22 protein-coding genes, 2 tRNA genes and 1 pseudogene are annotated in these 25,181 nt (G+C 63.6%); 11 read left to right on the forward strand and 14 right to left on the reverse strand.

Annotated elements, in window-relative coordinates:
- The first annotated feature begins 229 nt into the window (after nucleotides 1-229).
- The gene (locus ACVW1B_RS19465; protein ID WP_456780294.1) at nucleotides 230-991 is read left to right on the forward strand and encodes a peptidase; all 762 of its coding nucleotides are present in this window, start codon (nucleotides 230-232) and stop codon (nucleotides 989-991) included.
- A 12-nt stretch (nucleotides 992-1,003) separates the two neighbouring features.
- Nucleotides 1,004-1,765 (forward strand): SDR family oxidoreductase, encoded by a 762-nt coding sequence (locus ACVW1B_RS19470; protein ID WP_456822047.1) that lies wholly within the window; start codon nucleotides 1,004-1,006, stop codon nucleotides 1,763-1,765.
- 259 nt (nucleotides 1,766-2,024) lie between these two features.
- Here the strand turns inward: ACVW1B_RS19470 and ACVW1B_RS19475 are convergent, their stop codons facing one another.
- Together ACVW1B_RS19475 and ACVW1B_RS19480 are read right to left on the reverse strand one after the other, a co-directional pair.
- Nucleotides 2,025-3,188: an IS4 family transposase gene (locus tag ACVW1B_RS19475; RefSeq protein WP_057015126.1), complete on the reverse strand. Its 1,164-nt coding sequence runs from the start codon at nucleotides 3,186-3,188 to the stop codon at nucleotides 2,025-2,027.
- A gap of 238 nt (nucleotides 3,189-3,426) precedes the next feature.
- A complete protein-coding gene (locus tag ACVW1B_RS19480) occupies nucleotides 3,427-4,650 on the reverse strand; it encodes an MFS transporter (protein ID WP_456822048.1) in 1,224 nt (407 codons plus the stop codon).
- Nucleotides 4,651-4,766: 116 nt separating this feature from the next.
- On the opposite strand from ACVW1B_RS19480, the gene ACVW1B_RS19485 reads away from it, so the two are divergent.
- On the forward strand, nucleotides 4,767-6,023 hold the full coding sequence (locus ACVW1B_RS19485) for a NupC/NupG family nucleoside CNT transporter (protein ID WP_456822049.1): 1,257 nt from the start codon (nucleotides 4,767-4,769) through the stop codon (nucleotides 6,021-6,023).
- 89 nt (nucleotides 6,024-6,112) lie between these two features.
- Here ACVW1B_RS19485 and ACVW1B_RS19490 read toward each other — a convergent pair whose 3' ends face one another.
- A complete protein-coding gene (locus ACVW1B_RS19490) occupies nucleotides 6,113-6,352 on the reverse strand; it encodes an MGMT family protein (RefSeq protein ID WP_456822050.1) in 240 nt (79 codons plus the stop codon).
- 349 nt (nucleotides 6,353-6,701) lie between these two features.
- On the opposite strand from ACVW1B_RS19490, the gene ACVW1B_RS19495 reads away from it, so the two are divergent.
- Complete coding sequence (locus ACVW1B_RS19495) at nucleotides 6,702-7,013, forward strand: hypothetical protein (protein WP_456822051.1); 312 nt, start codon at nucleotides 6,702-6,704, stop codon at nucleotides 7,011-7,013.
- A gap of 49 nt (nucleotides 7,014-7,062) precedes the next feature.
- Here the strand turns inward: ACVW1B_RS19495 and ACVW1B_RS19500 are convergent, their stop codons facing one another.
- Nucleotides 7,063-7,473 carry a response regulator gene (locus ACVW1B_RS19500; RefSeq protein ID WP_456822052.1) on the reverse strand — a complete coding sequence of 137 codons (411 nt, stop codon included), beginning with the start codon at nucleotides 7,471-7,473 and terminating at the stop codon, nucleotides 7,063-7,065.
- A gap of 5 nt (nucleotides 7,474-7,478) precedes the next feature.
- Nucleotides 7,479-7,760: pseudogene (locus tag ACVW1B_RS19505) on the reverse strand (response regulator); the annotation flags it as partial.
- Nucleotides 7,761-8,257: 497 nt separating this feature from the next.
- On the opposite strand from ACVW1B_RS19505, the gene ACVW1B_RS19510 reads away from it, so the two are divergent.
- Together ACVW1B_RS19510 and ACVW1B_RS19515 are read left to right on the forward strand one after the other, a co-directional pair.
- The gene (locus ACVW1B_RS19510; protein ID WP_456822053.1) at nucleotides 8,258-9,220 is read left to right on the forward strand and encodes an HWE histidine kinase domain-containing protein; all 963 of its coding nucleotides are present in this window, start codon (nucleotides 8,258-8,260) and stop codon (nucleotides 9,218-9,220) included.
- A 258-nt stretch (nucleotides 9,221-9,478) separates the two neighbouring features.
- Nucleotides 9,479-10,828, forward strand: coding sequence for an IS701 family transposase (locus ACVW1B_RS19515; RefSeq protein WP_253605578.1), 1,350 nt, complete (start codon nucleotides 9,479-9,481; stop codon nucleotides 10,826-10,828).
- A gap of 147 nt (nucleotides 10,829-10,975) precedes the next feature.
- Here ACVW1B_RS19515 and ACVW1B_RS19520 read toward each other — a convergent pair whose 3' ends face one another.
- On the reverse strand, nucleotides 10,976-11,542 hold the full coding sequence (locus tag ACVW1B_RS19520) for a cupin domain-containing protein (RefSeq protein ID WP_456822054.1): 567 nt from the start codon (nucleotides 11,540-11,542) through the stop codon (nucleotides 10,976-10,978).
- Between the two features lie 100 nt (nucleotides 11,543-11,642).
- The gene (locus tag ACVW1B_RS19525; protein ID WP_026192965.1) at nucleotides 11,643-11,933 is read right to left on the reverse strand and encodes an usg protein; all 291 of its coding nucleotides are present in this window, start codon (nucleotides 11,931-11,933) and stop codon (nucleotides 11,643-11,645) included.
- A 392-nt stretch (nucleotides 11,934-12,325) separates the two neighbouring features.
- Between ACVW1B_RS19525 and ACVW1B_RS19530 the strand changes: the two genes are divergently transcribed.
- The 4 genes from ACVW1B_RS19530 (at nucleotide 12,326) to ACVW1B_RS19545 (ending at nucleotide 15,489) form a co-directional block, all read left to right on the forward strand.
- A complete protein-coding gene (locus tag ACVW1B_RS19530) occupies nucleotides 12,326-12,640 on the forward strand; it encodes a co-chaperone GroES (RefSeq protein ID WP_038383333.1) in 315 nt (104 codons plus the stop codon).
- 43 nt (nucleotides 12,641-12,683) lie between these two features.
- Complete coding sequence (gene groL, locus ACVW1B_RS19535; protein ID WP_244071133.1) at nucleotides 12,684-14,324, forward strand: chaperonin GroEL; 1,641 nt, start codon at nucleotides 12,684-12,686, stop codon at nucleotides 14,322-14,324.
- Between the two features lie 711 nt (nucleotides 14,325-15,035).
- Complete coding sequence (locus tag ACVW1B_RS19540) at nucleotides 15,036-15,251, forward strand: hypothetical protein (protein WP_028352345.1); 216 nt, start codon at nucleotides 15,036-15,038, stop codon at nucleotides 15,249-15,251.
- Between the two features lie 40 nt (nucleotides 15,252-15,291).
- A complete protein-coding gene (locus ACVW1B_RS19545; protein ID WP_456822055.1) occupies nucleotides 15,292-15,489 on the forward strand; it encodes a hypothetical protein in 198 nt (65 codons plus the stop codon).
- A gap of 18 nt (nucleotides 15,490-15,507) precedes the next feature.
- On the opposite strand, the gene ACVW1B_RS19550 is transcribed toward ACVW1B_RS19545, so the two are convergent.
- The 6 genes from ACVW1B_RS19550 to ACVW1B_RS19575 all read right to left on the reverse strand — a co-directional run bounded on the left by ACVW1B_RS19550 (nucleotide 15,508) and on the right by ACVW1B_RS19575 (nucleotide 22,843).
- Nucleotides 15,508-16,245: a Crp/Fnr family transcriptional regulator gene (locus tag ACVW1B_RS19550; protein WP_456823048.1), complete on the reverse strand. Its 738-nt coding sequence runs from the start codon at nucleotides 16,243-16,245 to the stop codon at nucleotides 15,508-15,510.
- Between the two features lie 336 nt (nucleotides 16,246-16,581).
- Entirely contained in the window at nucleotides 16,582-19,944 is a 3,363-nt protein-coding gene (locus ACVW1B_RS19555; protein WP_456822056.1) for an adenylate/guanylate cyclase domain-containing protein, read from the reverse strand.
- Nucleotides 19,945-20,169: 225 nt separating this feature from the next.
- On the reverse strand, nucleotides 20,170-21,321 hold the full coding sequence (locus tag ACVW1B_RS19560; RefSeq protein WP_456780290.1) for an SPFH domain-containing protein: 1,152 nt from the start codon (nucleotides 21,319-21,321) through the stop codon (nucleotides 20,170-20,172).
- A gap of 338 nt (nucleotides 21,322-21,659) precedes the next feature.
- A tRNA-Ile gene (locus tag ACVW1B_RS19565) sits at nucleotides 21,660-21,726 on the reverse strand.
- Between the two features lie 2 nt (nucleotides 21,727-21,728).
- Nucleotides 21,729-21,800: transfer RNA gene (locus ACVW1B_RS19570), tRNA-Phe, on the reverse strand.
- A gap of 203 nt (nucleotides 21,801-22,003) precedes the next feature.
- Complete coding sequence (locus ACVW1B_RS19575) at nucleotides 22,004-22,843, reverse strand: LysR family transcriptional regulator (protein ID WP_310881168.1); 840 nt, start codon at nucleotides 22,841-22,843, stop codon at nucleotides 22,004-22,006.
- 123 nt (nucleotides 22,844-22,966) lie between these two features.
- Here ACVW1B_RS19575 and ACVW1B_RS19580 point away from each other — a divergent pair, with 123 nt between their 5' ends.
- On the forward strand, nucleotides 22,967-23,560 hold the full coding sequence (locus ACVW1B_RS19580; RefSeq protein WP_028336826.1) for a cysteine hydrolase family protein: 594 nt from the start codon (nucleotides 22,967-22,969) through the stop codon (nucleotides 23,558-23,560).
- A gap of 22 nt (nucleotides 23,561-23,582) precedes the next feature.
- Here the strand turns inward: ACVW1B_RS19580 and ACVW1B_RS19585 are convergent, their stop codons facing one another.
- The gene (locus tag ACVW1B_RS19585) at nucleotides 23,583-25,079 is read right to left on the reverse strand and encodes an AMP nucleosidase (protein WP_456822057.1); all 1,497 of its coding nucleotides are present in this window, start codon (nucleotides 25,077-25,079) and stop codon (nucleotides 23,583-23,585) included.
- Between the last annotated feature and the right edge of the window lie 102 nt (nucleotides 25,080-25,181).

Below are 25,181 nucleotides of genomic sequence, written 5' to 3' on the forward strand. Positions count from 1 at the left end.
CGACGCGAGGCCAAGATCATTGCCGGCTGCGCGCCACGCAGAGCGAGACCGGAATGCTCGCGACCTCGATGGCCGGAACAGGGCACCCGGACGGACCATCGCCAGGACCGGCGCCCGGCCCACGTGACCGGCCATCGCACGTCCCGTCACGGGGAATTGGGGTTGGATGCATCCTCGAAATTGGCTACTAGTTTCCCGCCGAGAAACTCGGACCGTCTGAGGGCTTTAAATGACCTATTGCTGCGGAATTCTGGTGCGCGACGGGCTCGTCATGATCGCCGATACCCGCACCAATGCCGGCCTCGACAATGTCTCGACCTTCCGCAAGCTGCACATCTTCGAAAAGCCCGGCGAGCGCATCATGGCGATCGCCAGCGCCGGCAATCTGGCGATCAGCCAGTCGGTGCTGTCGACCCTGACCGAGGGTATGGAAAATCCGGACACCGGCGAGCTCGAGACGCTGATGAACGCCCCGACCATGTTCCAGGCGGCGCAGCGGATCGGCCGCGCCATCCGCTCGGTGCACGCCACCGAGGGCGACGCGCTGCGTGCCGAGGATGTCTCCTTCGACGTCTCGTTCCTGTTCGGCGGCCAGATCAAGGGCTCGCGGATGCGCCTGTTCATGGTCTACACCGCCGGCAACTTCATCGAATGCACCACCGACACGCCGTACCTGCAGATCGGCGAGCACAAATACGGCAAGCCGGTGCTCGACCGCGCCATGCATTACGACGTCGAGCTCTACGAGGCGCTGAAGACCGGGCTGATCTCGATGGATTCGACGATGCGCTCCAACCTCGGCGTCGGCCTGCCGATCGACGTGCTGGTGGTGCGCACGGACGCCTGCGAGGCCGATCTCAATCACCGCATCGAGGCCGGCGAGCCCTATTTCCACGACCTGCGCTCGCGCTGGTCGGCGGCGCTCCGTGCGGCGCACCAGAACATTCCACGCCCACCCTACAAGAACGAAACCGAAGCAAAAACCAAGTAAGAGGAAACTCGGATGACTGAGGCAACCAGCAAGATCGCACTCGTGACCGGCGCCGGCACCGGCGTCGGCCGCGCGGCGTCGCTCGCTTTGATGGACAAGGGCTACACCGTGGTGCTCGCCGGGCGCCGCATGGAGATGCTGGAAGAGACCGCCAAGCTCGGTCCCGCCGGCAAGAGCCTGTGCGTGTCGGCGGACATGGCCAACCCGGCCGCGATCGCGGCGCTGTTCGACAAGGTGAAGGCGACCTATGGCCGGCTCGATGTGCTGTTCAACAATGCCGGCATGGGCGCGCCGCCGGTGAACTTCGAGGACCTGCCGCTCGAGCAGTGGCAGGCCGTCGTCAACACCAACCTGACCGCGCCGTTCCTGTGCACCCAGCACGCCTTCCGCATCATGAAGGACCAGACGCCGCGCGGCGGCCGCATCATCAACAACGGCTCGATCTCGGCGCATGCGCCGCGACCGTTCTCGGCCGCCTACACCTCGACCAAGCACGCCATCACCGGCCTCACCAAGTCGTCCAACCTCGACGGCCGCATGTATGACATCGCGGTCGGCCAGGTCGATATCGGCAATGCTGCGACCCCGATGACCGACCGCATGGTCAACGGCCCCGGCGTGCTGCAGCCGGACGGCACCAACAAGCACGAGCCGCGCATGGACGCCAAGGCGGTCGGCGACGCCGTCGCCTACATGGCCGGCCTGCCGCTCGACGCCAATGTGCTGTTCATGACGGTCATGGCGACCAAGATGCCGTTCGTCGGCCGGGGCTGATCTTCGCCTTCTCCCTGCTTGCGGCAGGACCATCACGACGCCCGGCCGGGCCTGTCCCGGCCGGCCGTCGCCGGGGCGCGCTGCCAAAATATCGAAAACAACCCCATGCAAAGGAACCGGCAGCTGCCGGCGTTCGACACGGCGACTTGACACGTCGGGCAAATCAGCGATACTTTTCCATTATTCCGAAATCATGAAAAGCTTGCCCCGGGGCTCATCTTCCCCTTCTCCCCGCGCGCGCAGGGGTGTCCGGGGAAATTCAGGCATAGCGGAGCTCCATCTGGTCAGGTGAGATGGTTGATTTCCGACGGCTGGGGTTGATGGGCGGAGGTTTGTCGATGGCAGCGAGGGATCGACGCGTGAGCAGGAGCTGGCCGACGAGTTCGGCGAACCTGAGCGGGAGCATTTTGATGCAGTTGGTGTGAGCGGCGATGCGCAGCAGCAGGTAGGCAATCATCGCAGCGAGCACCTGAAGGCGGATCGCGTTGTCGTTGGCGCCGAGGAACTTGCGAATATCGAGATGCTGCTTGATCCAGCGGAACAGCAGCTCGATTTGCCATCGGCTCTTGTAGAGGGCGGCGATCTCGACGGCGCTACGGGCAAGGTCGTTGGTCAGGAGTGTGATCTTGCCGCCTTTCTCGCGTCTGATCTTGATGCGGCGGAGCGGGATTGGAAGGCGCGAATCGCCCTTGCTGGTGAGCTTCACCTCGTCATCGGCAAGGATTTCGAAGCCATCCCCGTTACGCTTGCGGATGGCGCGATGCCTGAGCGAGCGAAGACGGATGCTCGTCTTCGCCCGGGTAACGAAGAAAGCCTTGCTATCATTGATCTTCTGCCACCAGTCGAAACGGCAATAGCCCTTGTCAAACACATAGGTGGTGGCGGGCTGGATTGGGGTCTGTCGGCCGATCTCGATGTCATTGACGTTCGCGGCCGTCATCTCGACGCAGGTCGGGACATCGCTCCTTGGGTCGTAGACGACATGCAGCTTCATGCCGCGGATGCGGCCGTTCCACGTCGCCCAACTGCAGACCTTGCCGAGCGGGATCGGACTGGCGTCGATCAGACGCACCATCTCCATGCCTTCACTCCGCAGCTGGCGACGCGCCATCGCCGACAGCGCCGCAAAGGTTTGCGCGAAAATGCCGATCGGACGGCGGGCATTGGCATCGGACAACGTCGAGCGCGACAGCTTGCCGGTTCCCAAGTGATAGTGATGCTGCGAATTGGCGTTGAAGCCAGTCACCACCCCGCGCAGACTGCTGTTGCCGCTAAGCTGGGCATAGATCAGCGCCACCAGATGATCCCAGCTCCTGAACGACTTGTCGTAGGCATCCCCGTCCAGACGATCCACAACCGTCTGAAACTGCCGTCGATTGATCGGTTCAAGCAGCCTTCCAAAAATGCTACCGCGATATCGCATGCTCGGCCCTCTGTGTCTCGACAACCAGAAAAGACCGATTTGCCTCGGTCCTGCCGAGCATGCACCGCGACACAGTGAATCATTCCCCGGACACCCCTGCCGCGCGCGGGGAGAAGGTCGGGATGAGGGGGAGTCTCCACAAGGACGGTGAGAGACAAACGCGCGGAGAGTCGCCCTCACCCGGATTGCTGCGCAATCCGACCTCTCCCCGCAAGCGGGGCGAGGCAAGGGAAGCGCCCTACTCAAGCTTCTCGACGTCCCGCAGCGTCGGAAACAGCTTCATCCAGAGCAGCGCGACCGCGACTGTGGCGACGCCGCCGAGCACGGCCGACGGCACGGTGCCGAGCAGCGCCGCGGTGACGCCGCTTTCGAACTGGCCGAGCTGGTTCGACGCGTTGATGAACAGGAAGTTCACCGCGCCGACACGGCCGCGCATCTCGTCGGGGGTGGCGAGCTGCACCAGCGAGAAGCGGATCACGACGCTGATCGTGTCCGCGGCGCCGAGCACCGCGAGCGCCAGCGCCGACAGCCACATCCAGTGCGACAGCGCGAACACCACCGTCGCGACGCCGAACACGATCACCGCCTGGAACATGCGCATGCCGACGCGGCGGTTGATGGTGTGCCGCGCCAGCACCATCGTCATCAAGAGCGCACCGACCGCGGGCGCGGCGCGCAGGATGCCGAGGCCGAGCGGGCCGGCTTGCAGGATATCGCGCGCATAGATCGGCAGCAGCGCGGTGACGCCGCCGAACAGCACCGCGAAAAGGTCGAGCGAGATGGTGCCGAGGATCGCCGGGTTGCTGCGAACGAAGGTGACGCCGGCAAACAGGTCGTCCGACGACCCGCCGTTCTTCACCGGCGCCTGCTGCAGCCGGCCGATGCCGCCGGTGAGCAGCGCGCCGAACAGCCAGAACACCATCATGATGCCGTAGGGCGCGCCCGGCATCAGGGCATAGGCGAAGCCGCCGAGCGCGGGTCCGGTGATGGTCGCGACTTGCGCCGCGCCGCTCGAGATCGCGGTCGCCCGCTGCAGCGAGCCTTGCGGCGCGATCAGCGGCAACAGCGCGGCGGTCGCCGGACTCTCGAACGCGCCGGCGATCCCGAGCACGAAGGTCGCGACGAAGATCTGGATCTCGGAGATGGTGCCGGCAAAAGTGCTTCCGGCGAGAAACAATGCGGTCAGCGCCTCCGCGATCTGGCAGGCCTGCACGACGCGCTTGCGCTCGAAGCGGTCGGCGGCGTGGCCGGCGACGAACACCAAGAGCGCCGTCGGCAGGAACTGTACCAGTCCGACCATGCCGAGGTCGAACGCGCTGCCGGTCAGATCGTAGATCTGCCAGCCGATCGCCACCGCGCCGATCTGGCTGGAGAAGCGCGACAGGCTGCGCGACGACAAGAAGAACAGGAACGGTCTGTGGCCGAGCAGATCGCGGGCGCTGGCCGGCGTGGCGGAGGACATGGATGATTGCGTGGCCGAGCGCCTGCAACTTGTCAATGGATACGAGATGAACGCGCAACAGCATTGCGCTGCGCGAGGCCCCTGCCCATAATCCCGCGAAGTTTCTTGGGGGCGTGATGCTGCAGTTGCAATCGGCGTTCGGCGTGGTGGCGTTGCTCTTGATCGCCTGGGCGCTGAGCGAGAATCGCCTGAAGGTGTCGCTGCGCCAGGCGTCGATCGGGCTTGTCGTCACGATCGTCACGGCTCTGGTGCTGATCAAGGTGCCGCTGGTGACGCAGGCCTTCGGCGCGATCAATGACGCGGTCGGCACGATCGCGGCCGCGACGCGCGCCGGCACCGCCTTCGTGTTCGGCTATGTCGGCGGCGGCCCCGCGCCGTTCGATCCCAAGGCGCCCGGCTCGGATTTCATCCTCGCCTTCCAGGCGCTGCCGATCGTGCTGGTCATGAGCGTGCTGACGACGCTGTTGTTCTATTGGCGCGTGCTGCCGCCTGTTGTGCACGGCATGGCCTGGCTGCTCGAGCGCACGCTCGGCGTCGGCGGCGCGGTCGGGCTCTCGACCGCGGCCAATATCTTCCTCGGCATGGTCGAAGCCCCGCTCTTCATCCGCCCCTATCTGGCGCAGCTCACCCGCAGCGAATTGTTTCTGGTGATGACCGGCGGCATGGCCGGAATCGCCGGCACGGTGCTGGTGCTGTACGCGACGCTGCTGGCGCCGCTGATCCCGGATGCGGCCGCGCATTTCGTCATTGCCTCGGTGCTCGGCGCGCCGGCCGCAATTTTAGTGAGCCTGATCATGGTGCCGGAAACGTCCGGCAAGCGCACCGGCGGATCGCTCGACAATCCCGATATCCAGGTGTCGTCGACGATGGACGCCATCGTGAAGGGCACGGCAGCCGGGCTCGAGCTCTTGATGAACATCATCGCGATGCTCTTGGTGCTGGTCGCGCTGGTGTATCTGGCGAACGCGATCATCGGCCTGCTGCCGGAGATCGGCGGCGCGAAGATTTCGCTGCAGCGCCTGCTTGGTTACGTCATGGCGCCGGTGTGCTGGTTGATGGGCCTGCCCTGGCCGCAGGCGATCACGGCGGGAAGCCTGATGGGCACCAAGACCGTGCTGAACGAGTTGATCGCCTATGTCGATCTGTCGAAGCTCGGCCCCGACGCGCTCGATCCGCGCTCGCGGCTGATCATGCTCTACGCGATGTGCGGCTTCGCCAATTTCGCGAGCCTCGGCATCATGATCGGCGGCCTCGGCATCATGGCGCCCGAGCGGCGCGACGAGATCAACGCGCTCGGACTGAAGTCCATCGTCTCAGGCACGCTGACGACCTGCCTGATGGGCGCGATCGTGGGGATGCTGACGCAGCCGTAGCCCGGATGGAGCCAACGGGTCGCGCGAACGCGCGCCCGATGACAGGCTCCGCGCAATCCGGGGCGGTGCTGACGCGGTGAAGCTTCCTGTCAAGCGGATCGTTGTTGGGCCGGCCGACGGCGCGGACGCACGTAGCTGCGCATTGAGCCGTCGCTTGCAATAACGCGATGACAGGGGATCGATGGGTCGTCATTCGTGCGCATTATGGCACCAACCGCGCGTGCAGCCTTCGGATTGCCGGCTTTAGCAGCGACAGCTTTGTACGTCATGGCCTTCCCCTTTGGGATCTTGCGCACGATGTCGCGGACCTTATCTGAAAAGGTTTTCATAGGCCGAGTGTAGCAGATTTCTCAGAGGGTTTTCGCCTTTTTACTTGCGGTTGGAACGAGCGCGTCGCGTTGGCACGGAAGATTCGACCGGACGTGCCGGTGTTTAGTTTCGAAGTGCGCGCCGCCGTCTTAACATTGCGGGGCAGCTATTGGCCCCTAGCGTCGTTTGCCGCGCAGTGCCGGCGTGGACGCAAACGGAGCATTGCGGACATCGACCGGCGGCTCCGCCCGATGCGATTCGACGTGAATGACCCGCTGTGGACATTGCCATACTTCTGAGGTGACTTTATCCGCTGACCCCCATAGTTCAGCCGAGGAGAATTGTCGGGTCTCGCGAGGACCGGAATGGATGTCAGAGTTCGCCTTAGCCGAAACCAGATATGCTCTGAGCGGCGAGGTCAATATCGCCTGTCAAGTGATGGGTGAAGGACCTATCGACATCATCATGGTTCTTGGCGGGTTCTCGCACGTCGATTTTCAGCACGAAACGTCCGGATATACGGCATTCTTGCAGCGGCTTTCAGCCTTTGCGCGTGTCACTACATTCGACAAAAGGGGCGACGGACTATCCGACCGGATTCCGATGCTCCTTCCCTTGAGCAACGCATGGACGACGTTCGCGCCATCATGGATACAACAATTGGCGCATCACAAGCGGTGATCATGGGGAATTCCGAAGGCAGCGCGATGAGCGCACTGTTTGCAGCCACCTATCCTGCGCGGGTATCGCGGCTGGTGATTTTCGGCGGCTTCCGGGTCGCGAGCAGTTGGCGAATGCGATCCAACACGGGGCGATAATTCAGCTTCTTCGCTGCCTGCGGGCCTTCCTCGCAAAGGTCACCCGCGAGCGCGAGGACCTTGCCGACCGTCGCGCCCAGCATTGTCTTCACAGTTGGGTAGTTGCTCCGTATCCACGCAGAAAGAGCAAACCCAGAGCCGGTGGGGCCGCCTACGTCGATCAGGGCGACTTCGATACAGTGTTTCCCGCCTTCGAGGCATTCACGTGCCTCATCGTGTTGAGTTGCTTCCACCACGCGATAGCCGCACTCACGAAGGTACTCCGCCAGCGGATGGCGCACGAGCACGTCCTGCTCGACGATCAATACAGTTGTTGCTTGCATGCTTACTACAGCGCCGGGCCGAGCATCTCCGCGATCAGCATCGCGATCTGCTTGGGATCGTAGGGCTTGCTGATGAACCTACCTACGCGGCTCGCTGCGCTCTCCAATTCTGTGCTTCCAGAGGCAACGAGGATAAGGAGCATCGGTTGCATGACGCGGACCTTCCCAGCCAACTCCAGACCATCAAGGGTTCCGGGCATCCGGATATCGGTTATCAGCGCGTCAATCCGCTCGCCTGATGAGATGTAGTCCATCGCGTCATCGGCGGTCCTCGCCTCAATAACCTCAAACCCGCGCCTCGAAGCTGCTCAGCTACGTCAAATCGGATGAACCATTCGTCCTCCACGAACAAAACTCTGATCCGTTCGCTCTTTTGCTGCGCTTGGGGGACCATCGTTGGCTCCTCGGATGCTGGTCAGCCAACCTACAGAGGGGTACAACGTTCCAAGCCATTGAGTTCTTTTGCTAATTTGGCGTCGTGGCGGGAACATTCTCGGCCGACCGCCGACCTACAGCGGCGGTTGATGACTGCTTATGGCCCGTTGCGACAGCTCGTTATGCCCATCTCGTCGTTGCTCTGTTGACATCAGGGTTTCGTGGGCCATTGTTCCCGATTCCAATGTTTGCTTTGTTGATCGCCATGGGCACTGTTCGAGAAGTAAAAGGCGATTTTCCGCGGGCTGAGGGCGAAGCTGCCGCACTCATCCGGTCTTTCGACTGGTCCACCACCAGCTTGGGACCAATCGTTGGGTGGCCAACGCACCTCAGGAGCGCGGTGAGCCTTATGCTGCCGGCCAAAGCACAAATCGTGCTGTTTTGGGGAGCCGAATTTGTCGCTCTCTACAACGACGCCTATGCTCCTACGATAGGTCAGAAGCATCCAAAGGCACTTGGGCGACCAGCACGCGATAATTGGGCCGAGCTGTGGGACGATTTAGGACCGCTTCTCAGGCGCGTCCTCGACACCGGCGAAACAGTCTTCGCGAAGGACCGCCCCTTCTACATTGAGCGGCACGGCTACCCAGAGACAGTTTATTTCGACATCTCGTATTCTCCAGTTCAGAACGAGGCTGGCGAAACTGGCGGTGTACTCTGCATCGTTAGTGAGACGACCGAACGTGTAATTGCGCAAGAACGCCAACGGTTGCTCGCTCGGGAAGCAAACCATCGCGTAAAGAACATGTTTGCCGTTTTCCACGGCATCATAAGTCTGAGCGCTCGGTCAGCCGGAACTCCGCAAGAGATGGCTCAATCGTTACGAGGCCGTCTCGACGCTCTAATGCAGGCCAAGGACCTAATCCGTCCTGGAATCATGGGTACGGAGGCGCATAGCGAGCGAACGACGGTGGGAGACGTGGTGCGAACGGTCTTGCGGCCGTATGAAGATGACGCGTCCAGCGAACGCATCATGGTAAGAGGACCAACTGTCCCCGTGGGTGCTATGGCCGTTACAAGCCTCGCACTCGCGCTGCATGAAACCACTACGAATGCGGCCAAGTATGGGGCGTTGTCGGAACCAACCGGTTCAATAAACATCGCATGGGACACGCAAGGCGGGGACTTGCATCTTGAATGGGAGGAGACAGGCGGCCCAGTGATTGTTGCTGCGCCTTCGGCAAAGGGTTTTGGGAGTGTGCTTGCGGAGCGCAGCATTGCCGCTCAACTGGGCGGCAAGGTGGAATATGATTGGTTACCGAGCGGGCTCAGGTTAAGGGTTTCGATTCCTTTGGATCGTCTTGCAGTCTGATTGCGGGGATAGTCTGTTTCGGGCTACTTGACGCCGCTCCTCCAATAGCGCCGACAGAATAACTGTTGGTGGTCTCATTCACTTTGGAACGTCGGCAGTTGGCCCATCGCGACATCTTGCATTGCCGCACGAACTTGGTCGCTATCGGGGCAACGGACGTAGAGTCACGCCGACGGTTTTATGGGTACATGGCCTAGCACTACTTTGGCAGATTGTTGATTTTGCCGCGTTTTATAGGATTCCCGAATCAATTTTTCAATGATTCATGGGTGGTCGGCTCTGGGAGGGCTGACCATGCCCGGATGGGAAGACGAACTCGAACGCTGGCTGATGCCGTTCTTGGACCGGCTGGGTCATAAGACCCGGCAGCGGATGTGTCCTCTGTATGTTGCGGGATTGATCGGTCCGGGCGATCGCAAGAGCGTTCAGCCGATGGCGGAACGCCTTGCCACGAGCAACTACGACCAGTTGCACCATTTCATTGCGGACGGTGTCTGGGACGCGACGCCGCTGGAGACAGAGCTGCTCAACCAGGCGGACCGACTTGTCGGCGGCAGGGATGCGGTGCTGGTTATTGATGACACCTCACTTCCCAAGAAGGGTGAGCGCTCGGTCGGTGTTGCGGCTCAATACGCGTCGGCTCTCGGTAAAACGGCAAATTGCCAAACGCTGGTGTCTTTGACGCTTGCTCGCGGCGAAGTGCCCGTGATGGTCGCGTTACGTCTCTTTCTGCCTGACAGTTGGACAAGCGACATATCTCGTTTGAAGCGCGCTCGCGTGCCAGTCGAACATCGAACGGCACGGTCCAAGCCCGAGATTGCTCTAGCCGAGATTGACCGCGCGATGGCAGCCAACGTGCGCTTTGGATGTGTGCTGGCGGATGCAGGATACGGCCTCAGCGCACCGTTTCGACAAGGGCTAACAGAGCGCGGGCTGACCTGGGCTGTCGGCATCCCTCGGCACCAGAAAGTGTATCCGGTCGATGTGAAGCTCATTTGGCCGATTACCAAAGTCCGCGGAAAACCACGAAAGCACCACGTGCCCGATATCTTATCGATTGCCGCAGAACAAATGCTCGCCAGCGCCAAATGGAAAACCGTGAGTTGGCGTAGCGGGACGAAAGGTCGGCTGAAAGCCCAATTTGCTGCTCTCCGTGTCCGGACCGCCGACGGCCCTCCGCAGCGGATATGGGATAAAGGTCAGCAGCATCTCCCAGGCGACGAAGCCTGGCTCATTGGCGAGCAACGTGCGTCCGGGGAGAAGAAATACTATCTGGCCAACCTTCCGGCGGCGACGGATCTGCGCACGCTGGCCGCCACCATCAAGGCACGGTGGATTTGTGAGCAGGCGCATCAGCAGTTGAAGGAGGAACTTGGACTTGATCACTTCGAAGGGCGATCATGGCAAGGTCTTCATCGCCACGCCTTGATGACAATGATTGCCTACGCCTTCCTGCAACATCGTCGCCTCGCATACGCGGGGCGGAAAAAAAAGAATCAACGGGCCTCCGCCTCAGCCAACCATGCCAGCCGTACGTCACGCCATCGTCGATCTCATCCTTCGGCCGCCGTCTCAGCAGTGCCCATATTGCCGAAAGCAGATCCGTGAAAAACAGCGGCGAAAACACAATCTGCCAAAGTAGTGCTAGAAAATCGTCATGCCCGGGCTTGACCCGGGCATCCATCAAAACTGAAAGAGTCTTGCGAAGCAGGATGGATGGCCGGGTCAAGCCCGGCCATGACGACCGCGAAAGGCCTACGCCTTCAGCTCCACCGTCTTGAACTCGGCCGGCAGGATCACTTCCAGCAGTTCGACGCCGTCGGAATAGTCCAGGATCATGTGCCGGATGCGCGGCGGCTGGGTCCAGGCACTGCCTTGCTGCATCAGCGTCTCGCCCTCGCCTTCCATGTAGGTCTTCACCCAGCCCTTGAGCACATAGACCATCTGGAAGTCGACATCGTGGAAGTGCAGCTTCGACACTTCATCGGGATTGCACGGTCCCTGCAGCCGGATGACGTGCGCCTGCGCCAGGCCATGCGAGGCGGCTGATATGCCGAGGTCGCGGTACTTGGCGTAGGCGCGCAGCCCGTCGGCCTTGAAGTCCTCTTCGCGGTGATGGCTGATCGCCACGCGCTGCTTCGGCCGCGCCTTGGTCGCAGCTTTCGGCGCGCTCGTCTTGGCCGCCGAGACGCGGCCTTTCGACTTGATGGTCTTGCGCGCGGACGATTTCGCGGACGTCTTCTTGGCGCCTGCGCCAAGCCCCGACCATTTCTTCTTCACCGCGGTCTTGGCTGCCGATCTTGATGCCGCCTTCTTGGCCATTGTTTCGCCTCCCGTCTTTTTGTGACGGAGACAGGCTAACACAAGTCGCGCGCCGCGAGGCGAGCAAAGGCGCAGAGCCGCGCCCTGCCACGTTTGCGGATCAATGCAGCCGGAACACGCCGTCGACGGCACGCAGCTCGGCCGGCTTGACCAGCTTGGAATGCGCCACCGTCACCGAAAACAGCGGGCCTTCGAGCTTCGCCTGCCAGAACGCGAGGAAATCCTGCAGCGCCGGGAATTTCGGAAACAGGTCGTAGTTCTGCCAGACATAGGTCTGCAGCAACGAGGGGTGATCCGGCATCCGATAGAGGATTTGCGCCGTCGTCAGCCCGTACCCCAGCAACTGCTTCCGGAAATCGTCGGAAACAACCCCACCAACTCGCGAGACCATGCCAACCTCCTGTGACGGAGCGCATTCACGTGGTGGCCGACCTCCCCGCCGGACCACCGGCAATGGATGCGCTCACATGAGAGAAATGTGACGCACGCGACTAACCCATCTCAAGCCTAAATGTTTAATAGGTTGTTGAAATTTCTTGCGTTGGCAGCAGCTTACCGCATCTGCTAATAGCCGCAGCGCCCCACGGGGCGGTATTAAGGATGCCGAAATGATCTCGGTATCCTTTTGGCAGCCGACACTTACGAGTGCCAATTTTTCTGCTAGAGGCACTTGCCCGCCGCCAAGGCTTGGCCTATCTCCTGCCCAGCCAGTCTGGCACTCGCTGGACTGGACTGCTAACTCTCCAAAAATCTACAGCATCTACAAATGTTTAGGAGGACTGCATGAAATTCCGTCCGCTTCACGACCGCGTCGTGGTCAAGCGTATCGACGCCGAAGAGAAGACCGCTGGCGGCATCATCATTCCGGACAGTGCCAAGGAAAAGCCCTCGCAGGGCGAAGTCACCGCCGTCGGCCCGGGCGGCCGCGACGAAGCTGGCAAGCTGATCCCGATCGACCTTAAGGTCGGCGACCGCGTCCTGTTCGGCAAGTGGTCCGGCACCGAGGTCAAGATCGACGGCGAAGACCTGCTGATCATGAAGGAAAGCGACATCATGGGCGTGCTCGACGTCCCCGCTTCCAAGAAGAAGGCCGCCTAAGCGCCTCTTTCCCTCCCAATAAATCATTCCAAGGAAAACCCAGATGGCAGCTAAAGAAGTCAAATTCTCCGTTGACGCGCGCGACAAGATGCTGCGCGGCGTCGACATCCTCGCCAACGCGGTGAAGGTCACCCTCGGCCCCAAGGGCCGCAACGTGGTGCTCGAGAAGTCGTTCGGCGCTCCCCGCATCACCAAGGACGGCGTCACCGTCGCCAAGGAGATCGAGCTCGAGGACAAGTTCGAGAACATGGGCGCGCAGATGGTGCGCGAAGTCGCCTCCAAGTCCGCTGACGCGGCCGGCGACGGCACCACCACGGCGACCGTGCTCGCCCAGGCGATCGTGCGGGAAGGCGCCAAGTCGGTCGCCGCCGGCATGAACCCGATGGACCTGAAGCGCGGTATCGACCTCGCGGTCGAAGCCGTCGTTGCGGACCTCCAGAAGAACTCGAAGAAGGTCACCTCGAACGAGGAGATCGCCCAGGTCGGTACCATTTCGGCCAACGGCGATGCCGAAATCGGCAAGTTCCTCGCCGACGCCATGAAGAAGGTCGGCAATGAGGGCGTGATCACGGTCGAGGAAGCCAAGTCGCTCGAGACCGAACTCGACGTCGTCGAGGGCATGCAGTTCGACCGCGGCTACATCTCGCCCTACTTCGTCACCAACGCCGACAAGATGCGCGTTGAGATGGACGACGCCTACATCCTCATCAACGAGAAGAAGCTCTCCTCGCTGAACGAGCTGCTGCCGCTGCTGGAGGCCGTGGTGCAGACCGGCAAGCCGCTGGTGATCGTCGCCGAGGACGTCGAAGGCGAAGCCCTCGCCACCCTCGTCGTCAACCGCCTGCGTGGCGGCCTGAAGGTCGCGGCCGTCAAGGCTCCGGGCTTCGGCGATCGCCGCAAGGCCATGCTGCAGGACATCGCGATCCTGACCGGCGGCCAGGCCATCTCGGAAGACCTCGGCATCAAGCTCGAGAACGTCACGCTGCAGATGCTCGGTCGCGCCAAGAAGGTGATGATCGACAAGGAGAACACCACGATCGTCAACGGCGCCGGCAAGAAGGCCGACATCGACGCCCGCGTTGCCCAGATCAAGGCGCAGATCGAGGAGACCACCTCGGACTACGACCGTGAGAAGCTGCAGGAGCGTCTCGCCAAGCTCGCGGGCGGCGTCGCGGTGATCCGCGTCGGCGGCGCGACTGAGGTCGAGGTGAAGGAGCGCAAGGATCGCGTTGATGACGCGATGCATGCGACCCGCGCGGCTGTCGAGGAAGGCATCGTCCCGGGCGGCGGCGTCGCCCTGCTCCGTGCCTCCGAGCAGCTCAAGGGCCTGCGCACCAAGAACGACGACCAGAAGACCGGCGTCGAGATCGTGCGCAAGGCGCTGTCGGCTCCCGCTCGCCAGATCGCGATCAACGCCGGTGAAGACGGTTCGGTCATCGTCGGCAAGATCCTGGAGAACAAGACCTACAACTACGGCTTCGACTCCCAGACCGGCGACTATGCCGACCTCGTCAAGAAGGGCATCATCGACCCGACCAAGGTCGTGCGCACCGCGATCCAGAACGCTGCCTCGGTTGCCGCGCTCCTGATCACCACGGAAGCGATGGTTGCCGAGCTGCCGAAGAAGAACGCCGGCGGCCCCGCGATGCCTCCGGGCGGCGGCATGGGCGGCATGGACTTCTAAGCGACGAAGTCGTCCCGGACGCGGTGCAGCGCAAAGCGGTGCACCGCGGAGCCGGGATCTCGCTCAGCGACAACGAAATGCAAAACCCCGGCAGCGATGCCGGGGTTTTTGTTTGGGGCAGGCTCGCCGGGCGACTTACCGCAGCGCGGCCAATGCGAATACTTCCACAACCTCGCGCTGATGCAGGCGCCTCACGCTGCTCACGGCATGCAGGTTATGCACAACACTCTCCGTAAACATACGTTGGTCTGAGTTGACAATTTCAAAAAAAATTCGTGCGAGAGTCGCAAACCGAACCGACAGCGTCATCTTCGTCCCGCACAGTAGGCTCGGGACAAGATAGAAGTTCACTCAAAAATCTGAACTGAGCACGGAGCGTCAGCTCCCGTGACGCGAGCAAGCGTTGCGGAGAATGCTTTCACTTGCGAGGGAGGCAGTGCAGTGAGCGAAAGCGACAAGGTTTTCAGCCGAGCCGCCTGAAGAAGCGGCGTTGAAGTCACATCGAGGATTCGTTCAAGGAGGGACCTGGCCGGTTGGAAGAAGCCCAGTGACGAGAGCATGCAGCCCCCACTGCCCGATGCTCCGTCAACCGCCGCAGGTGCGCGATGCCCCCCCAACTACCCCGCGCACCGATCAGGCCAATCCAACCGGCCGGACTATTCTGCAAGGCAACAGGCAAAAAGCAAAAGGCAATATGGGAGGGAGGCGCTCATGGGCATGGTGATGGTCAGATGTCCGCAAACCGGGCACGCGATTTCCACCGGAATCAAGACCGATCGCGAGAGCTTTCGACGCAGTACCGTGTTCTTCTCGCGCACGCCCTGTCCATTTTGCCGCGCGGATCACGCCTGGTTTGCGCGGGACGCCTGGGTCGACGAGCCGAGCATCCGCGTGCGGCGACGCCGCGGCGGCGGTTCACCGGCCTGAAAGTGGCCACCACTTTTGACGACCGCGATGGAGGGACACCATGGCGCAGGTACAGATCTCGACCGAAACGTCTGCCTGGCTGCTGCAGGCCAAGGACTTTCTCGATGAAGCACGACGGCTGAAGCCCGGTCCGAAGCGCAATGAGTTGCGCGAGACCGCAAAGGTGCTGCGTGAGATTGCGGAGCTCGAAAAGGTATCCTCCCCGACACGGGAGCTTGATCGGCGGCCGGGAAGCTGATCGCAGCAGGGAACGCGCTCACACGGCGTCGTCAGCCTCGATTTCCGGGATACCCGGATCGTTAGCCGGCGCCATTCCTCGCGTTCGAACCCTGTCGCCCGAGAAGATCTCCTCGGCCTCGATACGCATGACGCGATGGCATTCGCACGCCGCCGCCAATAGCCGCGCCCGGTCGATCTCGATCTGGCCTCGTTGATCTGACCTGATCGCACCGCGCTTGCGCAGATTGCCCATCAGCAAGGTCACCGTCGTTCGTCGCACGCCGAGGATTTGCGACAGCGCTTGCTGGGTCAGCGGGAGGACGTCGCTGTCGACGCGGTCGCGAAGCTGAAGCAGCCAGCGCGCCATCCGCGCCTCGACCGGGTGGAGCGCATTGCAAGCGGAGCCGAGCTGAAACTGGATCAGCATCGATCTGACGTGCTTCTGGATTGCCTGCCGAATCCCCGGACTGCGCCCGAAAGCGGCGTGAAAGCGCACCGCCGGAACCCGCGAGGCGGTACCAGCCGCACGAACGACGGCGGTAATGCCTGACGGCGAGGCTCCGAGAACCGAAAGACTGCCCACGGCCCCTTCGCATCCGACCACGCCGGTTGCGACCGTCTGCCCATCCGCCATGTCGATCATCAACAGGATCGCGCCGCTGTGAGGAAAGAAGACGTAGTCGATCTCGTCACCGGCGCGCGCCAGGACTGCATCCTGTTCGAGCGCAACGGTCTCAAGTTCGGGTCTCAGGAGGTCCAGATCCGCCGGCGACAATGTCGCGAGAAGGCGATTACAAGTTCCACCGGAAATGCTCACCTGCGGGAACGTCAAGGGTCGCACAGCATACTCACTCAAACACGGGATCAAAAACATATTCCAAACGTTTGACCGCAAGGCGGAATTCTCCGCGGCGGCGTCCTTAAAGTTAGATGCAAATGCGCCGCCGGACGCAATAGCAAAATGCGCATCGTCGCACCGTAGAACTTCGGGAACCCAACAGTTCCAGTTTCGCATCGCTCGCGCCGCGCGCGACATCCGAACCTGCTCTTTCACTATCTGCGCGGGCGCAGGAAGGTGGCGACGCGGTGTGACCGCTCGCTGCGGCACCCGTCAAGACGCGCGCGAGTGCCGGTCCGGCCACCGACGCGCCTGCGCGAGCAGTTCCTGCGCGTCCTTGATCTCGGCAAGGTCGAGCGCCGGATCGAAACCGGCGAGCACCGGCGCCAGCAATTGCGATATCTCCTCTGCCCGGCCGCTGCGGCTGTAAAGACGTGCAAGTCCCAGCGCGCTGCGCAGCTCGAACGTCCTGGTCTGCTGCCTTCGAGCAATCTCGAGGGCACGGCGGAAGGCATCCTCGGCGCCGGACATGTCGGGGCTGTGACGATGCGACAGCAGCCCAGCCTGCACGCGGTACAGCTCGGCATCCAGCCAGTGCTGCCCGGACTGCTCCGTCGCCTCGATCAACTCATTGATGATGTCGAGCCCGGCATCGACATGCCCGGCCTCCGCATTCGCCACGGCAATCTGCAATCCCCAGAACGGTTCACAGAGGTAGCAGTCGTTCTCGTGAAGCAACGACCAGCCACGTTGCATCTCCGCGAGACCTGCGGCGCGGTCGCCGGCACGCCACTTCTCCAGACCATTGAGATAGGTGCCGGCGGCGACGTACAACGGCATCGTGTGGTCGCGCGCCAGGCCGAGGGCCAGGATCGTGTCGGTCTGGCGCAACCTGCTGCCGCACAGCCCGTCGAAGACGGCCTTGTGAACCAGCGCATTGGCGCGCGCGAGCGCGCGCTGCTTCCCCGCGACGTCCACTGCCGCGCCCGCGAGCTGCCGGGCCCGATCGATCTCGCCGCGCGGCCAAAGCACCAGGGCGAGAAATCTCATGATGACGAACGGCAAGTCGAGCGTCGACGCCTTGAAGGTTGCCGGATCCGGCTCGGTCGCATAGGCCGCGAAGGCCTGCTCGAGATGGATGCCCGCGTTCACGTACTCGCCCGCGAACCAGGAGGTCACCCCGCTGGTCCAGCGCGCGACGATGGTCGCCACCGGCGACTGCGGGTGCCGCTCCGCTGCGCCCATGATCGCCTCCGCCAACTCCCGCATCGGCGCGAGCTCGCCGTGGGTCAAGCAGGCGTTGAAGAGGCCCGACTGGATCGGCGCCATTTCGATCGGATCATCGATATCGGAGGCGAACTGCCGGGCGCGGGTCCAGGCGGCGACCGTCTCGGGGGCGCTGTGCCCGAGACTGCCCCGCAGCGCGCGGCCGTAGGCGATTTGCAGATGGAGCCGGCCGATCATCCGATCCGGCTCGTCGGGCAGTTCATCGGCGATGGCGACCGCCTTGCCGAGATGCGCGATCGCCTCGCAATAGGCCGAGCGCTTCAGCGCCTGCTGACCGGCCTTGCGCCACCACGCCAGCGCGGTCTCGCCGAGCCCAGCCTCGGTGAAATGGAAGGCGACGACTTCCGGCTCGATCTCGGCCATCTCGGCAAACTTGTCGCGCAACACATCGCCAATATGCTTGTGAAGCAATTGCCGGCGGCTCTTGAGCAGGCTCTCGTAAGCCGCTTCCTGGACCAGCGCGTGCTTGAAGCTGTAGCTTGCGTCCGGCGGCACGCCCCGGCGCAGCAGCAACTCGGCCTCTTCGAGCTGGGCAAGCGCCGCGGCAAGCGTCAGATCATCGCGCCCGGCCACGCTGCGCAGCAGCGCATATGAGAACTCACGGCCGATCGCGGCACCGATCTGCGCCACCTCCTTGACCGGCGCCAGCCGGTCGAGCCGTGCCATCAGCGAGTCCTGCAGCGTTGCCGGGATCGCCAGCGGCGGCAGCGGATTGTCGAGGCGATAGCGCCCGGCATTCTCGACCAGCAGCCCCGACTCCATGACCATCTTGGTCAGCTCCTCGACGAACAGCGGGACACCATCCGTCCGCTCGACGATCTGCGCCATCATCTCGCCGGGCAGCAACCGGCCGACGGTCACCTGCTCGATCAGCGCCCGCGTATCCTGCCGGTCGAGCCGATCGAGCCGCAGCAGGCTGACATTGGCGAGCCCTGCCCATGGCGGCTCGAACTCGGGCCTGAACGTCATGAGCATCAGGATCGGCAGTCCCCTGATCCGGTCGACCGCGAGGTCGAGCAGTTCGAGCGACGTGGCATCGGCCCAATGCACGTCTTCGCAGACGACAAGCACCGGCTGCTGCCGGGCGAGGCCCTCGAGCTGGTCGAGCAGCGCTGCGAATGTCTGCCGCCGCTGCTGCGCCGGGCTGAGGCCGAGCGGTGGATAGCGGTCTCCGGTCGCGATCGACAGCAGCGCTGCGATCAGCGGTGTCACGCTGGGCACGTGCTGCGTGCCGAGCGCCAGCATGGCTTCGAGCTTGTCCAGCTTCTGCTCCGGCGCATCCTCCGACCTGATGCCGGCGGCGCGCTCGAGCTGGCCGACAAAGGGATGCAGCGCGCTGTTGGTGTGATAGGGCGAGCATTGATACCGCACACGGCGGTGTGTTCCGGCCGCCAGGCTGTCGGAGAGCATCGCCACGATGCGCGATTTGCCGATACCCGCTTCGCCCGATATCAGCACCGCCTGGCCCTGGCCCTGCCACGCCAGTTGCTGGCGCGACAGCGCAAATTCGATCTCCGCCTTGCGGCCGACGAAGCCGATCGAGCGCGCGGTGCGCACCGCCTCGAAACGGCTTTCCGATGCCGGCTCGCCTTCGACGGCCCACACCGCGATCGGCTCGGAGATACCCTTGACCTCGCGGCGGCCGAGGTTGCGCAGCGTGAACAGATTGCCGAGCAGCCGCCGGGTCGAGGCCGCCACGACGACCACGCCCGGCTCCGCCAGGCTTTGCAGCCGGGCGGCGATGTTCGGCGCATCGCCGACCAGCGCCTGCTCCTCAGACGCGCCGCCGGAGACGAGGTCGCCGACCACGACAAGCCCGCTCGCGATCGCGATCCGCACCGCAACGCCCTCGTCCGCGCGGGTCTCGAGCTTGCCGATTGCGGCGATGACATCGAGGCCGGCGCGCACCGCGCGCTCCGCATCATCCTCGTGGGCGCGGGGATAGCCGAAATAAGCAAGGATCCCATCGCCGATAAATCTGGCTACGGCGCCGTCATATGTCGTGATCACCTGCGCACAGGCTGCGCGATAGGCGCGGATCACCTCCCACATGTCCTCGGGATCGAGACGTGCCGATAACGCCGTCGAGCCGACCAGATCGCAGAACATCACGGTGAGGTGGCGGCGCTCGGCATCGTGCGGTGAAACCGGCGCGGCGATCAGTTCGGCTTGATTGAGATCGGCGATCGCGCGCAGCATCTTGCGGCGATGGCCGAGCAGGACGCCGAGCCTGTCGAAGTCTTCATCCGTCAATTCGGGAAGAACGCCGAGGTCGATCCCGTTCTCGGCAAAACGCAGCGCGTATTGCCCAAGTCCCAGCTTCTCGAGCCATTCCGCAATCTGCTGCACTGGCTTCACCGACGGGTTGACGGCTGGCCGAATGGACCACGGTGCATGAACGTTATCGCAATCTGACCGGAGTGGCACCTCTGTTTTGCGGCCCGGAGCCGGATATGCGAATTGGGCCGTGGCGGTGCCCCGTTACAGCCGTCTGCACGCTAACATTCGTACGATTGCCGTCGGTCCGTCCCGGCTAAAAAATCGAAGGGCCGCCCGTGGGCGGCCCTTCCTGTCTTACGCGCTCTCGGGCGCCTTGAGACGCACCAGCTTGGTCAGCAGCGCATCGAGGCCCTGGCCCTCGCCCGCATGCAGGTCGATGCGGCCGACCTTCTCGACCAGACGCTCGAGCGACTCCAGCTCCTTGAGCCGCAGCAGCAGAGGGTTCTCCTCCATCAGCCTGGCGGTGTTCAGGAGAGAACGCGTCGCCGCGGTCTCCTCCTGGCGGCGGATCAGGTTGGCCTTCGCCACCCGCTCCGCCTCCACCACCTTGTTGACCAGCTCGCGGATCTCGCCGGGCAGGATCACGTCCTTCACGCCGAGCTCGGTGACCTCGACACCGCTGTCCGCGACACGATCGCGGACGAAGTCGCGAAGCTCCGTGTCGAGCGCCGTCTTCGCGGACAGCACCTCGTCCAGCGTGCGGCCGGCCACCGCCTCGCGGATCGCGAACTGCACCAGGCGGTACAGCCACGCATCCACGTCGGGCACCGTTGCCACGACCCGCTCGGGATCGATGATCCGGCGGAACGCGGTCAGCGTCACGCGCAGCGCGATGCGATCCTTGGTCAGCATCTCCTGCGCCGTGATCTCGACCGCCTGGGGACGCAGATCGAGGCGCTTGACCTCGATCTTGCGGCCCGCGATCCAGAACGCGTGCCGACCGGGCGCGAGCCGCTCGACCAGCTTGCCCTCGACCGTGAGCAGACCGGCCTCGTGGTTCTCGACCACCGCCTCGGTGATGACGCCGGCCCGGTTGGGCTGGATCATCGCGAGGTGGCGTGCCGTGACCCTGGGATCGCTGGTGACGTCGATGCGCTCGACCTCGACCGACGTCGCGACCTTCCAGTACACGCGCGTCTGCCAAGGCGTCATCAGTTGCACGGGACGGCCGTCGAGGCTGACGATCGCGATCTCGTTCGCGCGGGTTTCCACCGCCTCGAACAGCTCGTCGGCGAGATCAGGCCGCGCGGCCTTGATCACCGCGAAGCGATCCGCGGGGAATTCGGTCCGCACGACGCTGAACAGCTCGGCCTTGAGCTGATGCAGGGGATCGAACAGGCGGTGACGTCCGGGCGCGAGCACCTGCTCGAGCCGGCCGTTGCGCGTCAGCAACGCGCGCTCGCCATCCTTCACCGTCAAATTGGTCGTCAAGAAGTGCCAGGTCATGACACGCCTCCATCGTTTGCCTTCAGGCCCATGGGCCTGAGAGCGGGTTGCATTTGGCAAAGGACGTGAGGACGCGAACGCGGCTTCCTGTCAGCCAAGCGGGCCGTGGCTTAAGGCTTGCGCGATGACGGGCGCACGCGCGCGTTCGCGCGACGAATGTCGCGCGGCCGAGCGGAGCCACCCGGCATCAGCGCAAGCGGTATCCACCGCGGCGCAAAGCCGGTCTCACAGTGTCGATGTTCGGACGAAATGCCTTGCGGCAGGACGGCCGGACTGCGACTGAAGCGCGCGTCCGGTCCCCTTCAGAGGTATCAGCTTTACAGGCTGAAACGGAGCGCTTGGAGCGGGAATCGAACCCGCGACCCGATGAGTATCATTCACCTGCTCTAACCAACTGAGCTATCCTTTGTGAGAGACCGGATTCGAACCGATGCCTTCGGGATTTCATCCCCGACGCTCGACCATGAGCTTCATCTCGCGATCTTCATTTCGGCGGAACACGACACCGCAAAGCGGCTCGCGCCAGTCGGGATCTCAACGAGCCCGAACCCGTGGCCGAAGCGAAGGAGCGGGCTAATAGACGAAGCACGTCCGGGTTGCAAGAGGGCTGCGTGTGATTTTTTCATGACGGGGCGCTGCTGTGACCCACGCGTCGCGGCACGTCCCGTCATTGCGAGGCACCTCACCCCCTCTGCGTGGCATCCTGGAAGCAGGCGCGCAGCCAGTCGATGGTGACGCGCGTCGCCGCGTCGCGCTTGAGATGGTTCTGCACCAGGAGCCAGACGTCGCGTCGCTTCGGCAGCAGCGTGGCGCGCAAACGTCGGTCGGTCAGCAGGTCGGCACAGCTGTGCTCCGGCAACACGCCGACCGCGTGATGCGACTGAATCAGCGTGTGGATGATCCGGACATTGTCGGTGACGCAGCGCGCGCGAAGTCGCTTCGTGCGCAGGAACTGCATTTCCGGAATCCCTCCAAGCTCGTCGGGATAGGCGCACAGCATCGCTTCGCCCGCTGTCGTCGCGGCCGGCTCGAAGAAATACGACCTGACCTCGGCAAGCTTCGAGATCGCAAAGTCGCCCTTGTCCGGCTTGCGCAAGCGGATCGCGAGATCGGCCTCCCAGCGCGAGAATTTTACATTGTCGCTCGACGTCAGAAACTGCAGCGTCAGGCCTGGATGGGCGCGCAGGAATTCACTTGTGCGCGGCGCCAGCACCTCCTCGGCGATCGCGCTGGTGGAGGCGATGCGCAGCCGCCCGACCGGACCAGGCAGGCTTTCGCCGATCCGGCCGATCTCCTCGGCATGCGCCGCCATCGCCTCGATATGCGCGAGCACCATGTCGCACTGCCGAGTCGGCTTGCGGACGCCATCGACGGCCTCGAACAGGCGCAGGCCGAGCGCGCGCTCGATCCGCGCCAGCCTGCGCCCGACCGTGGTCTCGTCGATGCGCAGCCGCGCGCTGGCGCCCGCGTAGGTGCCCTCGTCCCTGACGGCCGCGATGATGCGAAGATCGTCCCAGTTCATGGCGGCAGGCTACATCGCGCGGCTGCCGCCTGCAATAACGCAGCCACTGGCTGCAATATCCCTGCATAACAGCAGGCCGATCTCGGGCTATGTTTTCGGCGACACATCCGCTGGAGAACGACCATGACGTCAGCCAAGACATTGATGCAGCTTGCCGGTATCGACCTCACCCCGCCCCGCCTCGGCGACAGCTGCCTGGTGCTGATCGATATCCAGAACGAATATCTGGCCGGTCCGCTGGCGCTGCCCGACGCCAACCCGGCGATTGCGCGCGCCACCGCATTGCTCGCGCGCGCCCGGGAAAGCGGCGCCGCGATCATCCACATCGCGCACAAGGGCCAGCCGGGCAGCCTGTTCGACCGCAGCGCGGAGCGTGGCGCGATCGTCGCGCCGCTGGCGCCGCGGCCGGGCGAGATCGTGATCGAGAAGCAATTGCCGAACGCGTTCGCCGGCACCGACCTCAACGCGCAGCTTGCCGCGACCGGCCGCAAGGAGCTGGTGCTGGCCGGCTTCATGACGCATATGTGCGTGAGCTCGACGGCCCGCGCCGCGCTCGATCTCGGCTTCCGCACCACGATCGACGCCGACAGCTGCGCCACCCGCGACCTGCCCGACGGCGTCGGCGGCACGATTGCCGCAAGGCTGATTCACGACGTCGCGCTCGCCGAACTGTCCGACCGCTTCGCGATCATCGCCCGCGGCAACGCGCTCGCCTGAGGGCCGCTCCGCTCTGCGTTCGCTACTGAAACGCGACCTCGGCAAAGCTGCGCAGCTTGCGCGAATGCAGGCGTTCGGATTCCTGCTGCTTGAGCCGCTCCAGCGCCCTGAGACCGATCTCAAGGTGCTGGCCGACGCGCTGGCGGTAGAATTCGCTGGCCATGCCTGCGAGTTTGATCTCGCCGTGCAGCGGCTTGTCGGAGACGCATAGCAGCGTGCCGTAGGGTACGCGGAAGCGATAGCCGTTGGCGGCGATCGCCGCCGATTCCATGTCGAGCGCGACCGCGCGCGACTGCGACATGCGCCGGATCACCTGCGGCCCGCTGATCTCCCAGTTGCGGTTGTCGACGCTGGCGACCGTGCCGGTGCGCATCAGCCGCTTGAGCTCGAAGCCGGTGAGCCCGGTCACCTCGCCGACGGCTTCCTCAAGCGCGACCTGCATCTCCGCAAGCGCCGGGATCGGCACCCAGAGCGGCAGCTCGTGATCGAGCACGTGGTCCCCGCGCACATAGCCATGGGCGAGCACATAATCGCCGAGCCGCTGCGTGTTGCGCAGTCCGGCGCAGTGCCCGATCATCAGCCAGGCATGCGGCCGCAGCACCGCGACGTGATCGGTGATGTTGCGCGCATTGGACGGACCGATTCCGATATTGATCAAGGTAATGCCGCGATAGCCGGGCCGGACCAGATGAAAGGCCGGCATCTGCGGGACGCGTTCGGACGGGGTCCCGGTGGTGCCGCCGCCGAGCCGCGCATTGTGCATGATCACATTGCCGGGCGCGACGAAGGCCTCGAGACCGGCCTCGCCCGACGCAAGCCGCTGCTGGGAGAGCTGCACGAAGGCATCGACATAGAACTGGTAGTTCGTGAAGATCACGAAATTCTGGAAGTGCTCCGGGTCGGTGCCGGTGTAGTGGTAGAGCCGGCGCAGCGAGTAATCGACCCGCGCCGCGCGGAACAGCGCCAGCGGCTCCGGTGTGCCCGGCGTCAGCTCAAAGGTGCCGTCGGCGATCGCATCGTCCATCGCGGCGAGATCGGGCGTATCGAAGATGTCGCGCAGCGACCTTGTGAACGCCGAACTGTCGGCGATGGTCAGCGCCGCCTCGATATTGATGTCGCGGCGGTAGGCGAAATGGATCGGGATCGGTTCGTTCGACTCGCCGATCTCGACCGCCACGCCATGGTTCTTGATCAGGAGCCCGATCTGCTCGGTGAGATAGGTCCGGAAGATATCGGGGCGCGTGATGCTGGTCTCGTGGACGCCGGGTCCTGCGACGAAGCCGTAGGCAAGCCGCGAGTCGAGCCGCGCATGTGACGAGGTCGTGATACGGACGAACGGGTAATGTGCCCGCACCCGCGTCGTGAACGGCACGCCGTTGACATAGGCCTCAAAGCGATTGCGAAGGAAGCCGGTGTTGCGCTCGTAGATCTCTTCGAGACGGACAACGGCGGCTGCGGCATCGACGAACGCTTCGGTCGTGATCGGCGGCGGGATTTCGATGGAGGGTGTGGGAGACATGTTCGCGTTGCACCAGATCCGTTGCCGAGCTTGGACTCGCTCTGGATCAGTGCAGTATAGCGACTATGGCATCCAGTTCCAGACGTCGATCAGGCCGCAGCG

This window comes from Bradyrhizobium sp. USDA 4502, from assembly GCF_054063355.1.

Bases quoted from the DNA above. Each gene is read 5' to 3' on its own strand.
- ACVW1B_RS19465 (WP_456780294.1), top strand. From the start codon at position 230: ATGACCTATTGCTGCGGAATTCTGGTGCGCGACGGGCTCGTCATGATC.
- ACVW1B_RS19470 (WP_456822047.1), top strand. From the start codon at position 1,004: ATGACTGAGGCAACCAGCAAGATCGCACTCGTGACCGGCGCCGGCACC.
- ACVW1B_RS19475 (WP_057015126.1), bottom strand. From the start codon at position 3,188: ATGCGATATCGCGGTAGCATTTTTGGAAGGCTGCTTGAACCGATCAAT.
- ACVW1B_RS19480 (WP_456822048.1), bottom strand. From the start codon at position 4,650: ATGTCCTCCGCCACGCCGGCCAGCGCCCGCGATCTGCTCGGCCACAGA.
- ACVW1B_RS19485 (WP_456822049.1), top strand. From the start codon at position 4,767: ATGCTGCAGTTGCAATCGGCGTTCGGCGTGGTGGCGTTGCTCTTGATC.
- ACVW1B_RS19490 (WP_456822050.1), bottom strand. From the start codon at position 6,352: ATGAAAACCTTTTCAGATAAGGTCCGCGACATCGTGCGCAAGATCCCA.
- ACVW1B_RS19495 (WP_456822051.1), top strand. From the start codon at position 6,702: ATGTCAGAGTTCGCCTTAGCCGAAACCAGATATGCTCTGAGCGGCGAG.
- ACVW1B_RS19500 (WP_456822052.1), bottom strand. From the start codon at position 7,473: ATGCAAGCAACAACTGTATTGATCGTCGAGCAGGACGTGCTCGTGCGC.
- ACVW1B_RS19510 (WP_456822053.1), top strand. From the start codon at position 8,258: ATGCTGCCGGCCAAAGCACAAATCGTGCTGTTTTGGGGAGCCGAATTT.
- ACVW1B_RS19515 (WP_253605578.1), top strand. From the start codon at position 9,479: ATGATTCATGGGTGGTCGGCTCTGGGAGGGCTGACCATGCCCGGATGG.
- ACVW1B_RS19520 (WP_456822054.1), bottom strand. From the start codon at position 11,542: ATGGCCAAGAAGGCGGCATCAAGATCGGCAGCCAAGACCGCGGTGAAG.
- ACVW1B_RS19525 (WP_026192965.1), bottom strand. From the start codon at position 11,933: ATGGTCTCGCGAGTTGGTGGGGTTGTTTCCGACGATTTCCGGAAGCAG.
- ACVW1B_RS19530 (WP_038383333.1), top strand. From the start codon at position 12,326: ATGAAATTCCGTCCGCTTCACGACCGCGTCGTGGTCAAGCGTATCGAC.
- groL (WP_244071133.1), top strand. From the start codon at position 12,684: ATGGCAGCTAAAGAAGTCAAATTCTCCGTTGACGCGCGCGACAAGATG.
- ACVW1B_RS19540 (WP_028352345.1), top strand. From the start codon at position 15,036: ATGGGCATGGTGATGGTCAGATGTCCGCAAACCGGGCACGCGATTTCC.
- ACVW1B_RS19545 (WP_456822055.1), top strand. From the start codon at position 15,292: ATGGCGCAGGTACAGATCTCGACCGAAACGTCTGCCTGGCTGCTGCAG.
- ACVW1B_RS19560 (WP_456780290.1), bottom strand. From the start codon at position 21,321: ATGACCTGGCACTTCTTGACGACCAATTTGACGGTGAAGGATGGCGAG.
- ACVW1B_RS19575 (WP_310881168.1), bottom strand. From the start codon at position 22,843: ATGAACTGGGACGATCTTCGCATCATCGCGGCCGTCAGGGACGAGGGC.
- ACVW1B_RS19580 (WP_028336826.1), top strand. From the start codon at position 22,967: ATGACGTCAGCCAAGACATTGATGCAGCTTGCCGGTATCGACCTCACC.
- ACVW1B_RS19585 (WP_456822057.1), bottom strand. From the start codon at position 25,079: ATGTCTCCCACACCCTCCATCGAAATCCCGCCGCCGATCACGACCGAA.